Here is a 15452-nt window from a genome sequence, read left to right as displayed (position 1 = left end):
AATCCCCAATCCCCAGCCCCCAATTTGAAATTTAGAGCAAAGTAACATGACTTACCCAAGATTTTTAAACATTATTGCCAATCTATTCGGCCTGACTGATGTGGGGTTGGTTGCTGCACCTACCTTTGCCGATATTGATGGCGATGGCGACCTGGATGCTTTTGTGGGCAATAATAGCGGCAATACCTTGTTCTATCAGAACACAGGCACTGTCACCAACCCGCAGTTTGCTGCTCCTAGCACCAACCCCTTTGGTCTGACTAATGTGGGATTGTATGCCGCGCCTACCTTTGCAGATATTGATGGCGATGGCGACCTTGATGCTTTTGTGGGCAATCGTAGCGGCAATACCTTGTTCTATCAGAACACAGGCACTGCCACCAACCCGCAGTTTGCCGCTCTCACTACTAACCCTTTCGGTCTGACTAATGTGGGATTGTATGCCGCGCCTACCTTTGCAGATATTGATGGCGATGGCGACCTTGATGCTTTTGTGGGCAATCTTGACGGCAATATATTGTTCTACCGCAACATAGGCACTGCCAGCAATACGAGATTTGCAGACCCCAGCACCAATCCCTTTGGTTTGACTGATGTGGGATTTAATGCCAAGCCCACCTTTGCCGATATTGATGGCGATGGCGACCTTGATGCTTTTGTGGGCAATCTTGACGGCAATACGTTGTTCTACCGCAACATAGGCACTGCTACCAATCCGCAGTTTGCCTCCCCTACTACTAACCCCTTTGGTCTGACTGATGTGGGGTTGGTTGCCGCGCCGACCTTTGCCGATATCGATGGGGATGGCGACCTTGATGCTTTTGTGGGCAATCTTGACGGCAATACAAATTTTTCCCGAAACCAGCCTTTTTCTTCCCCGAATATCAACTTCCATCCCCCCACTACCTACCCCTTCGGTGTGACTGATGTGGGATTGTATGCCTCGCCCACCCTAGTCGATATCGATGGTGATGGCGACCTCGATGCTTTTGTCGGCAATTTTGACGGCAATACCTTGTTCTACCGCAACATAGGCACTGCCACCAACCCGCAGTTTAACACCCCCACCACTAACCCCTTCGGTCTGACTGATGTGGGGTATTTAGCAAGTCCGACATTTGCCGATATTGATGGCGATGGCGACCTGGATGCTTTTGTAGGCAATTTTGACGGCAATATTTTGTTCTACCGCAACATAGGGACTGCTACCAATCCGCAGTTTGCCTCCCCTACTACTAACCCCTTCGGTTTGACTGATGTGGGGTATTTTGCCGCGCCTACCTTAGCCGATATTGATGGCGATGGCGACCTTGATGCTTTTGTGGGCAATCTTGACGGCAATACGTTGTTCTACCGCAACATAGGGACTGCTAACAATCCGCAGTTTGCCGCCCCTACTACTAACTCCTTCGGTTTGACTGATGTGGGGTATTTTGCCGCGCCCACCTTTGCCGACCTTGATGGCGATGGCGACCTTGATGCTTTTGTGGGCGAGGGTGAAGGCAATACATTGTTCTACCGCAACACAGGGACTGCCCGCAATCCGCAGTTTGTCACCCCCAGCACCAACCCCTTTGGTCTAGCTGATGTGGGGAGATATGCCAAGCCCACCTTTGCCGATATTGATGGCGATGGCAACCTTGATGCTTTTGTGGGCAATGGTGACGGTAATACAAATTTCTCCCAAAACCAGCCTGCTTTTCCCCCATCGATCAACTTCTTACCCCGTAGCACCAACCCCTTCGGTCTGACTCCTCTGGAGTCTTATTCCACGCCGACCTTTGCCGATATTGATGGCGATGGCGACCTTGATGCTTTTGTGGGCAATCGTGACGGCAATATTTTGTTCTACCGCAACATAGGCACTGCCACCAAACCGCAGTTTGACACCCCCACCCCTAACTCCTTCGGTCTGACTGATGTGGGATTTTATGCCGCACCCACCCTAGTCGATATCGATGGCGATGGCGACCTCGATGCTTTTGTGGGCAATAGTGAAGGCAATACGTTGTTCTACCGCAACATAGGCACTGCCACTAATCCGCAGTTTGCCGCCCCTACTACTAACCCCTTCGGTCTGACTGATGTGGGGTATTTGGCCAAGCCCACCTTTGCCGATATTGATGGCGATGGCGACCTTGATGCTTTTGTGGGCAATCGTGACGGCAATATTTTGTTCTACCGCAACATAGGCACTGCTACCAATCCGCAGTTTGCCTCCCCTACTACTAACCCCTTCGGTTTAACTGGTGTGGGGAGCTTTGCCGCGCCGACCTTTGCCGATATTGATGGTGATGGCGACCTCGATGCTTTTGTAATCAATGTTGACAGCAATATTTTGTTCTACCGCAACATAGGCACTGCCAGCAATCCGCAGTTTGACACCCCCACCCCTAACTCCTTTGGTCTAACTGATGTGGGATTGAATGCCGCGCTCACCTTTGCCGATATTGATGGCGATGGCGACCTCGATGCTTTTGTGGGCGAACGTTACGGCGATACCGCGTTCTACCAAAACCAACCTGCTCCTCCCACACCTATCAACTTCCGTCCCCCCAGCACTAACTCCTTCGGTCTGACTGATGTGGGATTTTCTGCTGTAGCCACCTTAGCTGACATCGATGGGGATGGCGACCTCGATGCTTTTGTAGGCAATTTTGATGGCAATATCTTGTTGTATCGGAACACAGGTACTGCTACTAATCCGCAATTTGCCACCCCCATTAATAACCCCTTCGGTCTGACTGATGTGGGATTTAATGCCGCGCCCACCTTTGCCGATATTGATGGCGATGGCGACCTTGATGCTTTTGTCGGTCATTTTGATGGCAATACCATGTTTTATCGGAACACAGGCACTGCCACCAATCCGCAGTTTGCTGCCCCCACTAATAACCCCTTCGGTCTGAGTGATGTGGGATTTAATGCCGTGCCCACCTTTGCCGATATTGATGGTGATGGCGACCTAGATGTTTTTGTAGGCAATTTTGATGGCAATATCTTGTTGTATCGGAACACAGGTACTGCCACCAATCCGCAGTTTGCTGCCCCCACTACTAACCCCTTCGGTCTAACTAATGTGGGGACTTTTGCCAAGCCCACCTTTGCCGATATTGATGGCGATGGCGACCTTGATGCTTTTGTGGGCAATGGTGACGGCAATACGTTGTTCTACCGCAACACAGGCACTGCCACCAATCCGCAGTTTAACACCCCCACCACTAACCCCTTCGGTCTGACTGATGTAAGGGCTGGTGCCGCACCCACCCTAGTCGATATCGATGGCGATGGCGACCTCGATACTTTTGTGGGCAATAGTGACGGCAATACCTTGTTTTTCCTGAACATCCCCAACACTCCCCCCACTGCCGCCAACGATGCAGTTAGCATCAACGAAAACACGTTGCTCAATGGCAATGTCCTCACCAATGACAGCGACCTCGATGGCAGTCCCCTCACAGTAACTCAGGTCAACGGCAGTGCTGCTAACGTTGGGCAAGAAATTATCCTGGGCAATGGTAAACTTAGGGTAAATGCCAACGGCAGCTTTACCTTTGACCCGACCAACGGCACTCCAGCCCTAACAGATGGCTACGATTACTTAGCCCAAGGAGTTACTGCCACCGCATCTTTTACCTACACCATTAGCGATGGCAACGGCGGCACAGCTAATGCCACTACGATCATCACCATTACTGGGGTGAATGATGTTGCTACCATCACAGGCACAGCCACAGGTACAGTCACCGAAGATGCCAGCACTCCCAACTTGACCACCACTGGTACATTAACCGTTACTGATGTCGATACTGGCGAAAACAATTTTAACACCACGATCGCAGGCACAGGCAACATAGGTAGCCTCACCATCACCACAGCAGGAACATGGAACTACACCGTCGCCAACAGTGCTGTGCAGTCTTTAGGTGCAGGCGACAGCAAAACGGAAACCTTTACAGTGCAATCTGTTGATGGTACAGCCAGCCAAGAGATTACCGTGACGATTAACGGTGTGAATGATCATCCCATTGCAAGTGATGACAACAGAATTACTAACTTCAATACCCCGCTTTTTATCCCAGTCAGTGACTTGCTGCTCAATGATAGCGATATTGACGGCGACTCACTCAGCATTATTAACACCCTCAACGCCACCAATGGCACGGCTGTATTAAATAATGGTGTTATCGAGTTTACACCAACTACTGACTTTATTGGCAATGCCAGCTTTGACTACACAGTGAGTGATGGTTTTGGTGGTACTGACATTGGTACAGTCACAGTTACAGTCCAATCTAACCGCATCATCGGCACACCAGGCAATAATAATCTCACTGGCACTGCGTCTAATGACTTGATTGAGGGCTTGGAAGGTAACGATACACTTGACGGTGGAGCAGGCAACCTAGACCGTATATTTGGTGGAGATGGAGATGATCGCATTACTGACTCCGATGGTGTCAATGGCGCACATGGTAGCCCAGGCAATGATGTGATAAATATCACCTTTGCTGCCAGTTGGGATAACGACACTAACCCTAATAATGCTCCCCGTTCTGACGGGAAAATTACTGGTGGTTTTGGTAATGATGTAATTACTGTCACCATGAACAACAGTAATTTCTTCATTAATTTGAAGGGTGATGAACCAACTAGCAATCAACCCCAAGATGGTAATGATGTGGTAACACTGTTGGGAAGTTATGCTCACTCAGTTGTAGACATGGGTGGCGGTAACGATATCTTTAATGGCGGTGTGGGTAACGATAATGTTTCTGGTCATAATGGCAATGATACCCTCAATGGTAATGCTGGTAACGACACACTTTATGGTGGTGCAGGTTTAGATTGGCTAGATGGCGGTACTGGTGCAGATATGATGGTAGGCGGCAGTGGCATGGATATTTACTTTGTAGACAATCCGCAAGACATCATCATTGAAGAGGCAGATGGTGGCATAGATACAGTAATTGCTAGTATCAGTTGGCAATTGGGCAGTCACCTAGAAAATTTAACACTCACAGGAACTAATGCTATTAATGGTACTGGTAACAGTAGTAATAATGTTCTGATTGGTAACTCGGCAGGAAATATTTTATCAGGCGGTAATGGCAACGATTGGCTTTCAGGACTAGGAGGTAACGATCGCCTCCTCGGTGAAAATGGTAATGATACTCTCTTGGGTGGTAATGGTGATGATGTGTTAGTCGGTGGTTTGGGTTCTGATGTCCTCAATGGTGGTGATGGTAGCGATCGCTTTGTCTACAATACCATCAGCGATCGCGGCACTTTAGCGGCTGGGGACACTATTAATGGTTTCTCTACCATCAGTGACAAGCTAGATTTGACGCAGTTATTGCCGACTTTAATTGGGTATAGCGGCAATGTTCTGGGATATCTGCAATTCACTCAATCTGGTGCAAATGCCCTAGTGCAGATTGATGCTGATGGTGGTGGTAATAGTTTCGTTAACCTCTCCACCCTGACTAATGTGTCGGCGGCTAGTTTGGTTGTGGGTACTAATGTCTTAGTTTAGTTGATGTCAGGGCGATCGCATTTTGAGGAAACTTAAAGTGCGATCGCTCCAAATTTTTAGAAATGGTGGGTTACACTGTCGTGGGAACAGTTTCCGCCTTCTTTGTAAGAGCTTCCGTCAAGAGGTTTCAGTATTACGCGCAGTCTGTAAGAGCTTCCGCCTTGACGTTTGCTCAACCCCTAGGCAGAATCTATGCCTGCCAAGATGTTTGTGAAATAGTGTTACACCTATTTTTACCGAAATAAAATATGTTTTTGCAGGACACAACGGCTGTATCTGGACAATAAATAGTAAAAGCTACTGTAAATCACTTAAATTTAGATTTTTTAATAAAAATCAACAATTTTACGTATGACAACTTTTTTAACAATTGTCCACCATAGAGTTAGGGAAAATTTGCAACATAAGTATTAATTATGGCAAGACATAAACGAAATTCACGCGCTCTCGACAAAGCAGAAGTCCGTCTAGCAAGTATTAAATCCATTAGTCCAACACTCGATATTGGAGAGGGATTAACAGTCAAAGATTATACTGGTAAAATTGAAAACTTGCGACAATCTCTAGAAATATACAATACCACCCTCTCCACTATCGATGCCTTACTAACCCAGATACGGGAAAACGAAAAAGATTTGGCAGATTATTCTGACAAAATTCTGCGTGGTGTTGCCTATAAATTTGGTAGTAATAGCCAAGAGTATCAGATGGCTGGAGGTACTCGCAAAAGCGATGTCTACGACGGGCTATGCCTACGTAAACGTACTATGCGCCAAAATGTAGCTCTGCAACCCAGCTAAAGCTACTTTGTAGTGTGCGTCAGTCTAAATAATTTGTTGGGATAGTTAAGTTTTATCGCCCTGACGCACCTGACATTTTAGATCTGTTTTAGTTAGCAGGAGGCACAGGAGGAGCAGAGAAGAAGAAACTTGATAGCCTTAAAATAGTGATTTTACTGGAGCTGTTAATTATCTAAGTAAGTTAATATACATTAACTTGGTACGTAATAATATTACTAACATCATCCTTAATGGGGTGGACATCGATGACATCTCAACATAATCGCCATGATGAGCTAGAGCAACGAGAAAGGTTACTGAGAGAAAAAGAAGTAGAAATACGACTGCGAGAAATGGAACAAAAAATGTCTGTAAATGATACACCATTTCATCAAACAGTGAAACATCAAACCGAAAATTCTCCCAAACCTTGGGTAAAAAAATTAATTATTGCCGGAAAACTATTTGCGCTTGGTGTAGCAGCATTAGTAGCGGTGAGAGTAGCATCAGTTTTGGCTGGATTTGTGATTATGGCAGTTCTCGCCTGGGTAGCTTATAAACTGTTCTTTGAAACTCGTAAGAAATAATCTTTAACTAAGGTGTTATGGTTATGGTTAATCAAGTAGTAACTGATAGATTTATTCAAGATTTAGAGCGTGTTGCTCAGGTACGCTCTGAGATAGCCGTGTGTTTGCAAAATCTATCTGAAACCATTGTAAAAGCTGAATTGGATGGAGAGAATTCATCTGGTAAACTCAGTTTGGAACGGGATCTAGAAGACATTAACGTAGTCAGTAAAAATCTAAAAAAAGGTGTATTTCGTCTTTTAGTTTTAGGCGACATGAAGCGAGGTAAAAGTACCTTCCTCAATGCCTTAATTGGTGAAAATTTACTTCCCAGTGATGTTAACCCCTGTACCGCAGTTTTAACAGTTTTACGCTACGGTTTAGAAAAAAAAGTTACGATTCATTTTAATGATGGTAAAAAACCACAAACGCTAGATTTCCAGAGTTTTAAATATAAATATACAATTGATCCAGCCGAAGCTAAAAAGTTAGAACAAGAGAAAAAACAAGCATTTCCAGATGTTGATTATGCAGTAGTTGAGTACCCTTTAACCTTGCTAGAAAAAGGCATTGAAATTGTTGATAGCCCAGGATTAAATGACACAGAAGCCCGTAATGAATTGTCTCTAGGATATGTGAATAATTGCCATGCTATTCTATTTGTGATGAGAGCTTCCCAACCTTGTACATTGGGTGAGCGTCGTTACTTGGAAAACTATATTAAAGGGCGTGGTTTATCAGTTTTCTTTTTAATTAATGCTTGGGATCAAGTAAAAGAATCATTGATTGATCCTGATGATGTGGAAGAATTACAAGCGGCTGAAAATAGACTCAGGCAAGTTTTTCAAGCTAACTTAGCAGAGTATTGCTATGTAGATGGACAAAATATTTATGATGAACGAGTATTTGAACTGTCATCGATTCAAGCACTGCGAAGACGGTTAAAGAATCCCCAAGCAGATTTAAGCGGGACTGGCTTCCCTGAGTTTATGAGTTCGCTTAATACTTTTCTTACCAGAGAACGGGCGATCGCAGAACTCCGACAAGCGAGAACATTAGCTAGACAAGCTGTTAAGCATACCCGCGAAGCCATAGATAGAAGGCTACCATTACTAGATCAAGATGTCGAAGAACTCAAAAAACGTATCGATTCGGTAGAACCAGAGTTTAAAAAACTCACCAATATTCGGGATCAATTTCAAAGAGAAATTCTTACTACTAGAGATAACCAAGCCAGAACAATCTCTGAATCATTCCGCAGTTATGTTTTAAACTTAGGCAATACCTTTGAAAGCGATTTCTTACGCTATCAACCAGAATTAAAGATATTAGATTTCCTCAGCAACGGAAAAAGAGAAGCGTTTAACTCCGCACTGCAAAAAGCCTTTGAAGAATACATGACTGATAAGTTCTCAGCGTGGACTTTAACGGCTGAGAAAGATATTAATTCAGCTTTTAAAGAACTATCTCATAGTGCAGCCCAATATGGTGCATCCTATCATCAAGTTACTGAACAAATTACCGCAAAACTTACCGGGAAACAAGTTAAAGTCAATCCTCACACCAGTACGACAGAAGAAGATAATTCTCCCGGTTGGGCAAAATGGGCGATGGGATTGTTATCCCTTTCTAGGGGAAATTTAGCTGGTGTTGCAATGGCTGGGGTGGGATTTGATTGGAAGAATATTTTATTAAATTACTTCACTGTCATTGGTATTGGTAGTATTATTACTGCCGTTACAGGTGTTTTTCTCGGCCCTATTGGATTTGCTTTACTCGGCTTGGGGGTAGGTTTTTTACAAGCAGAGCAAGCGCGTAAAGAGTTAGTAAAAACTGCCAAGAAAGAGTTAGTCAAATATTTGCCGCAAGTTGCTAATGAGCAATCACAAACTGTATATGATGCGGTGAAAGAGTGTTTTGATGCTTATGAAAGAGAAGTAAGTAAGCGGATTAATGATGATATTACTGCTCGTAAGTCAGAGTTGGATAATTTGCTGAAGCAAAAGGAAACACGGGAAATTAATCGTGAGGGTGAGTTAAAGCGGTTTAAAAGTTTGCAGGAGGATGTTATAGCTCAACTGCAAAAGATTGAGGCAGCTTATAGTAATCTTTTGGCTTACTATAGTTAAGATTACATATCTCCCCTTAAGGGGGAGTTTGTAAACGCAGAGGAGCGCAGAGATTAACGCAGAGTGACGCAGAGATTTAAGGAAGTATGCAAAAACAGGATGAGAGATATCAAGATTTAGTAGCGGTTCTTAAATCTGCGTCTACTTTGCTGGGTTTGGAACGCAATTCACAGCTATATCGTGATGTAATTAATGTTGGCAATTATTTGACTAATCCTAATTTTAGGATTGCGGTTTTTGGCCCTTTTAATCATGGTAAGTCTACTCTGTTAAATGCTATTTTAGGCACTCGCGCCTTACCTATAGATTTAATTCCCACTACAGGTGCAGCAATTACTGTGAAGTATGGTTCTGATGTCAGAACTCGCATCATGTTGCGAGATGGTACGGAAATTTATCGCAGTGGGACGGAAGTTTTACAACAATATGCAATTCTAGATGGTGATAGACAGATGCGTAAAGATGTAGCATCTGTTGAGGTTTTTTGTCCCCATACTTTTTTAGAAACTGGTGTGGAGCTTATTGATTTACCAGGAACTAATGATAGGGATGAGCAAGATAATTTAGTGAGAGAACAACTATTGAGTGCTGATTTAGTTGTGCAGTTACTAGATGCGCGTAAGTTGATGACTTTGGGTGAACGGGAAAATTTACGAGATTGGTTATTAGATAGGAATATTAAAACAGTTATTTTTGTTGCTAATTTTATTAATTTACTTGACCCGGAAGAACAAAAACAAGTGCAGAACCGACTACGGTTTGTTGCAGAAAGTTTCCGCGCAGAATTACCTCCGGGTTTTAGTAATTTATATCGTGTGGATGCTTTACCGGCTTTACGCGCTAGATTAAAGGGTGATGTAGGTGCGGCTAGTAGTAGCGGCTTAGTGGCTTTTGAGACAGCTTTGCAAAATATAGTGAGTATTTTACAACAAAATCGGGGTGATGTGAGGTTGCCAAGAGTGCAGGCGATCGCATCCCAAATTCAATTATCATTAAAGAATAAAATTGACCCTATCGCTAATGAGTTTAAACCTTTTGATGAGAAACAAAATGCTAAAATAGAAATTAAACAAAAAGCGCAAAATCTCATCAAGCAAGGCTTTAATAATAGTCTAGCTGAATTAAGAGATTGGTTATCTCTACCAAAATTACTAGCTAAGTATCAAGCTGATGCGGCTGTAGCACTAGCAGAAAATAATTTTAAATCTTGGCAAACAAGTAAACTCAAAAAAGACTTCATAGAATTACAGTTAGGTGTAATGAAATGGCTGTATCAAGCTTATGAATTTTTCAAAGAAGAACGTCCAGAAGATTTATTAATTTCTTTCCCCCCAGAACCACAAATTACTTTACCTTCAAAGCCAGATAATACCGAACTATTAAGTGAACCTGGAGCAATGGCTGTAGGTGGTGGAATTGGTTGGTTATTAGGCGGGCCAGTTGGTGCGGCTGTAGTTGGGAGTATTTCTTATGTATTAAATAAAAATATTCAAAAGCAGGAAGAAAAATCAGTTAATGAATCATATCATCAGCAAGTTGCTAAACTTTGTATAAACGCAACTGAAGACTATTTATCTCAATTTAGTAGTCAAGCTTTATCAATATTATCTGAGTTTGAACGCCAAGCGGAAAAAGTCATTATCTTTAAAGTCCCGCAAGAAACCCAAGAAGTGACTAGAAAACGTGAAGAATTACGCCGATTGCAACAAGGATTTAATCAATTACTAATTGAATTAGAAAAAGTCAAAATTCCTGCTAAATATCAACCTTATACAGAAACACCAAAAGTTAGTCAAACTCAACCACGACAACAAGAACGGGTTTATACTCGTCCACCACAACAGGAGAATACAGCTAAAACTACTGAGAAAAAAGTTGAGCCTCCAAAACAGCAAGTTTATTCACCACCACCGCCACCAAAAACTACTCCGTCACCCAATCCCGCAGAATTAGAAGCAAAGTTTCGTAACTGGGAAATGGATGAAGAAATAGCACGCATGAAAGCTGAAATGCGTTCTCCTGGTTTTCAGAATAGTAAGCAGCAAACAAGTCAAAATACGCAAGCACCTAAACCACCCCAAGGCCAAGCCGAAAAAGATAAAATTGCGCGCGCTTATAAAATTTTAGGATTACCGCAAAATGCAGCCTTAGCTGATATTAAACAAGCTTATAAAACCTTAGTTAAAAAATGGCATCCAGATTTATTTGTCAATCAACCGCAGATGCAAAAACAAGCTCAAGAAAAAATGCGTTTATTTAATGAAGCTTATACGGTATTATCTGCTGCTAAATAAGGGTGTAGGGGTATAGACAATACGTTCGTTTAGGATAATAATATAACTACCAAATTTTAGACATATTTAAGGAAAATCCTGGTAAGACAGGTTCACCGCTAACTGTCTCAGGATTTTCTAAACATTCTTCTGGTTGATGAGGATGATAAATATAAACTCGGCGGTGTTTGCGGTCAATTAAAAAACCTAACTGTACCCCTGGCTCTTGCATATATTCTGCCATTTTATCTTTTAGGGGCTGGAGATTATCACTGGGCGATCGCAATTCAATGACAAAATCAGGACAAATCGGTGCAAATCTCTGTTTTTGTTCAGACGACAGAGTGTTCCACCTTTCCAATTTAATCCAAGAAGCATCGGGAGAGCGTTCTGCACGAGTTGATAACTTAAATCCGGTACTGGAACTAAAGGCTATTCCTGTGCCATTTTGTTCTGACCATAACCACAACTGCCCTATGATATTAGACTCTCGATTGCCTGTCTCTGAACCCGTAGGAGGCATAATTGAAATTTCTCCTAATTGATTGCGCTCAATGCGTAAATCTCGATTTACTTGACAGAAATCAAAGAATTGTTCATCTGTCATTTGCATTGATGGCGGCATTTGAATTAGCAAGGGTGATGACAGCATATTACCTCTATAATTGCTCTCTCAGATAGTCTGTTGCAAATATTGCTTTACCAGATTTTGCTCATTTTCAAAATAAATCCAGGTAAGACAGTTTCACCACTAACTGTCTCAGGATTTTCTAAACATTCTTCTGGTTGATGAGGATGATAAATATAAACTCGGCGGTGTTTGCGGTCAATTAAAAAACCTAACTGTACCCCTGGCTCTTGCATATATTCTGCCATTTTATCTTTTAGGGGCTGGAGATTATCACTAGGCGATCGCAGTTCAATGACAAAATCAGGACAAATGGGTGCGAATACCTGTTGTTGTTCCAATGATAAAGCATTCCACCGCTCTAATTTCATCCAGGAAGCATCAGGGGAGCGTTTTGCACCCGTGGATAACGTAAATCCTGTACTGGAGCTAAAAGCGATACCTGTACCGTCTTTTTCTGTCCACACTCCTAACTGTAAGGCAATATTCAACTCTCGGTTTCCTGTTTCTGAACCCGTAGGCGGCATAATTGAAATTTCTCCGAATTGATTCATTTCAATGTGTAAATCTCGATTCACTTGACAGAAATCAAAGAATTGTTCGTCTGTCATTTGCATTGATGGCGGCATTTGTATCACAAAGGAAGATGACAGCATAATATTTCAACAGCTGACTTTATTTTCCATTTTTACGTAAATACAAAAAAACGCAAAGATAAAGCTTTGCGTCTCATATACAAACTGAATTAAAAATTTATCCACTTAGTGCTGAGTCGTAATTCTCACTCAGCACTCAAAACTCAGCACTCATTACTTATTAGGCTGAGGAGTCATCCGCAAGTAGGGTTTAATTTCTTTGTAGCCTTTGGGGAATTTTTCTTTCAATACTTCTGGATCTTTGAGGGAAGGTACAATTACGCAATCTTCGCCGTCTTTCCAGTCAGCAGGGGTGGCTACGCTGTAGTTATCGGTAAGTTGCAGTGAATCAATTACCCGCAACAGTTCATCAAAGTTACGTCCGGTGCTGGGGGGGTAGGTGAAAGAAAGACGTAGTTTTTTGTTGGGATCAATGACAAATACGGAACGCACTGTTACAGCTGCGTTAGCGTTGGGGTGAATCATGTCGTAAAGGTCGGAAACTTTACGATCTGCGTCTGCCAAAATGGGGTAGTTGAGAGTAGTGCTTTGAGTTTCTTCGATGTCGCCTACCCAGCCATTATGAGATTCTACATCATCAACACTGAGAGCGATCGCTTTGACGTTACGCTTGTCAAATTCTGGTTTGAGTTTGGCAACTGTACCTAATTCAGTTGTACAAACTGGTGTATAGTCAGCAGGGTGAGAAAACAGCACTACCCAGCTATCACCAGCCCATGTGTAAAAATCTATGTCGCCATGTGTAGACGCTTGTGTAAAGTTGGGTACTGTATCACCAAGACGGAGAGCCATATAAGATTCCCTGTAGTTAAATAAGGCTTATGTATTTTACCGTGTCGTTATGACACAACATCGGTTTCCCCATCGGCTTTTAGTGCTTTGTAACAAAATTTTAACTTTTCAGCATCTAAAAAGTTGTTCCAGATGGGGAACAATCACTGACGAATTCTGATTATTGCACAAATACAATGTATTTGTTTTTTCTTAACAATGAAATAATTTGATACTTTTTCGGGAATAGCCTCACTAGGATTTGTGGTTTGTAGAGGTACTTGATCATCTGGAATTAGTTATCGAAGATTCTTATTTGACTTTTGACAAAACTGAGTGAAAATCTAAGCAGTTTCTTCCCTATTCCCCATTCCCTTCTAAATACATGAGTCTCATAGGGTCTTGGTCAATTACACGTTTGACAGCAGCCTTTGGTTTACTATTACTAACAGCTTGTAATGGTAATGCCAACTCTGATGATAAATTTACGGGTTTGAAAGTAAAACTTTTGGTGGGTAGTGCCTTGGGTGATTTTTGCACCCAAGCCGCAAATAATTTTAATGCTACCCAACCAAAGTTAGATTCTGGGACAGAATTTCGGGTAAGTTGTGAAGCACAGGGTAGCGGGGACGTAGTAACCACGGTAGTTAATTCCGCTACTCAATTGAAAAATGGTACTCTGCAAGCGGATGCAGTGGAATTACCGACGATTATTTCTTTGGATGGAGATATATATCACAATCAGCTAGTTTACCGCATTAACCAACTGTTCCCAGGGCAAAATTATATTCCTGACATTACCGATGCACCCTTAATAGCAAATACCCCAATGGTATTTATGGCGCAGTCAGATGTAGCTCAAGGTCTGAGAAAAGTTGCTGATCCTTATCAAGCTTTGGTGACAGCGAAAACTCATAAAGATATTGACCCCAGCGCACCGGCGTTAACAGTGAACTATGTCCACACTGCACCGACGCGTTCTAATTCCGGTTTACAAACACTGGTAGCTCAATATGCCAGTGTATCGGGTAAGCGTCCTGAAGAGTTGACTATTGCTGATGTACAGAAGTTTCAGCCACAAATTCAGCAAATTCAAAGCAAAATTACCCGTTATGGGGTGTCTACTAATTCTCTTGCCCAAGCGATGGTGAAAAATGGCCCGTTTTGGGCTTCTGTGGGGTCTGTGTACGAGTCTAGTGTGATTACCGCTAATTCTAGCTTGCAACCAGGACAGCAGCGTTATACAGCCGTGTATCCGAAAGCAACGTTTACATCTAATATGCGGGCGATTATACCGAATGCGCCTTGGGTGAGTGCGGATGAGAAGGCAGCTGCCCAGAAGTTTATCACTTATTGGCGATCGCCGGAAACTCAAAAAATTGCCACTGATTTAGGTTTAAGGCCAGGAACTCCCGGTGTAGCTTTAGGTGCAAAGTTTTCCCCAGATTTTGGTGTGGAATCTCAAGCTAAGTATGATTCTCTCCGACCACCTAAACCAGAGGTGGTAGATGCTATGTTGAAATCTTGGCAAGAAGCTTCTAAGAAACCTTCTCTAGTGGTGGTAGTTGTTGATTCTTCTGGTTCAATGGAGGGAAATAAATTACCCGCCGTACAGAATACTTTATTAAATTACATTAAGAATTTGGGCGTTAAGGAGCAAATTGCCCTTATAGACTTTGATTCGGAGATTCGTCCCCCAGTGTTAGTAGATGGTACACCCGAAGGGCGCGATCGCGGTTTGCAATTTATTAGTGGACTCAGGGCTGATGGTGGGACAAATTTATACGATGCGGCAATTTACGCTCGCAATTGGTTACAACAAAATCGGCGTAAAGATGCGATTAATGCGGTTTTAATCTTAACAGATGGGGAAGATTCTGGTTCACAAATTTCTTTAGACCAGCTATCAAGTGAATTGCAAAAAAGTGGGTTTTCTACTGACCAAAGAATCGGCTTTTTTACGGTTGGTTATGGTAAGGAAGGTGAGTTTAATCCTGATGCTTTGAAGAAAATTGCAGAGTTAAATGGGGGGTATTATTCTAAGGGTAATCCAGAAACAATTGCAAGGTTAATGTCTGATTTGCAGGTGGAGTTTTAAACGCAAAGGTACGCTG

At 42.8% G+C, this 15452-nt stretch carries 9 protein-coding genes; 6 read left to right on the top strand and 3 right to left on the bottom strand.

Features of this window, described 5'->3' with window-relative positions:
* The first annotated feature begins 46 nt into the window (after positions 1-46).
* The 5 genes from NOS7524_RS27680 to NOS7524_RS00135 all read left to right on the top strand — a co-directional run bounded on the left by NOS7524_RS27680 (position 47) and on the right by NOS7524_RS00135 (position 11304).
* On the top strand, positions 47-5536 hold the full coding sequence (locus NOS7524_RS27680; protein ID WP_015136429.1) for an FG-GAP-like repeat-containing protein: 5490 nt from the start codon (positions 47-49) through the stop codon (positions 5534-5536).
* Positions 5537-5952: 416 nt separating this feature from the next.
* Entirely contained in the window at positions 5953-6336 is a 384-nt protein-coding gene (locus NOS7524_RS00150; protein WP_015136427.1) for a hypothetical protein, read from the top strand.
* Between the two features lie 245 nt (positions 6337-6581).
* A complete protein-coding gene (locus NOS7524_RS00145) occupies positions 6582-6902 on the top strand; it encodes a DUF3040 domain-containing protein (protein ID WP_015136426.1) in 321 nt (106 codons plus the stop codon).
* A gap of 23 nt (positions 6903-6925) precedes the next feature.
* A complete protein-coding gene (locus NOS7524_RS00140) occupies positions 6926-9010 on the top strand; it encodes a dynamin family protein (protein ID WP_015136425.1) in 2085 nt (694 codons plus the stop codon).
* Positions 9011-9096: 86 nt separating this feature from the next.
* Complete coding sequence (locus tag NOS7524_RS00135) at positions 9097-11304, top strand: dynamin family protein (protein WP_015136424.1); 2208 nt, start codon at positions 9097-9099, stop codon at positions 11302-11304.
* Between the two features lie 46 nt (positions 11305-11350).
* Here NOS7524_RS00135 and NOS7524_RS00130 read toward each other — a convergent pair whose 3' ends face one another.
* The 3 genes from NOS7524_RS00130 to NOS7524_RS00120 all read right to left on the bottom strand — a co-directional run bounded on the left by NOS7524_RS00130 (position 11351) and on the right by NOS7524_RS00120 (position 13359).
* Positions 11351-11935 (bottom strand): Uma2 family endonuclease, encoded by a 585-nt coding sequence (locus NOS7524_RS00130; RefSeq protein WP_015136423.1) that lies wholly within the window; start codon positions 11933-11935, stop codon positions 11351-11353.
* Positions 11936-11982: 47 nt separating this feature from the next.
* A complete protein-coding gene (locus NOS7524_RS00125; RefSeq protein ID WP_015136422.1) occupies positions 11983-12567 on the bottom strand; it encodes a Uma2 family endonuclease in 585 nt (194 codons plus the stop codon).
* A gap of 153 nt (positions 12568-12720) precedes the next feature.
* Complete coding sequence (locus NOS7524_RS00120; protein WP_015136421.1) at positions 12721-13359, bottom strand: peroxiredoxin; 639 nt, start codon at positions 13357-13359, stop codon at positions 12721-12723.
* Between the two features lie 364 nt (positions 13360-13723).
* Between NOS7524_RS00120 and NOS7524_RS00115 the strand changes: the two genes are divergently transcribed.
* On the top strand, positions 13724-15436 hold the full coding sequence (locus NOS7524_RS00115; RefSeq protein ID WP_015136420.1) for a VWA domain-containing protein: 1713 nt from the start codon (positions 13724-13726) through the stop codon (positions 15434-15436).
* Positions 15437-15452 lie beyond the last annotated feature (16 nt).

The sequence above is a fragment of the Nostoc sp. PCC 7524 genome (genome assembly GCF_000316645.1).
Taxonomy (GTDB): Bacteria; Cyanobacteriota; Cyanobacteriia; order Cyanobacteriales; family Nostocaceae; genus Trichormus.
The sequence above is the reverse complement of the archived record's forward strand: the minus strand, read 5'-3'. Positions and strand labels throughout refer to the sequence as shown.

Coding starts and splice junctions, on each gene's coding strand:
- NOS7524_RS27680 (WP_015136429.1), top strand. CDS start 47: ATGACTTACCCAAGATTTTTAAACATTATTGCCAATCTATTCGGCCTG.
- NOS7524_RS00150 (WP_015136427.1), top strand. CDS start 5,953: ATGGCAAGACATAAACGAAATTCACGCGCTCTCGACAAAGCAGAAGTC.
- NOS7524_RS00145 (WP_015136426.1), top strand. CDS start 6,582: ATGACATCTCAACATAATCGCCATGATGAGCTAGAGCAACGAGAAAGG.
- NOS7524_RS00140 (WP_015136425.1), top strand. CDS start 6,926: ATGGTTAATCAAGTAGTAACTGATAGATTTATTCAAGATTTAGAGCGT.
- NOS7524_RS00135 (WP_015136424.1), top strand. CDS start 9,097: ATGCAAAAACAGGATGAGAGATATCAAGATTTAGTAGCGGTTCTTAAA.
- NOS7524_RS00130 (WP_015136423.1), bottom strand. CDS start 11,935: ATGCTGTCATCACCCTTGCTAATTCAAATGCCGCCATCAATGCAAATG.
- NOS7524_RS00125 (WP_015136422.1), bottom strand. CDS start 12,567: ATGCTGTCATCTTCCTTTGTGATACAAATGCCGCCATCAATGCAAATG.
- NOS7524_RS00120 (WP_015136421.1), bottom strand. CDS start 13,359: ATGGCTCTCCGTCTTGGTGATACAGTACCCAACTTTACACAAGCGTCT.
- NOS7524_RS00115 (WP_015136420.1), top strand. CDS start 13,724: ATGAGTCTCATAGGGTCTTGGTCAATTACACGTTTGACAGCAGCCTTT.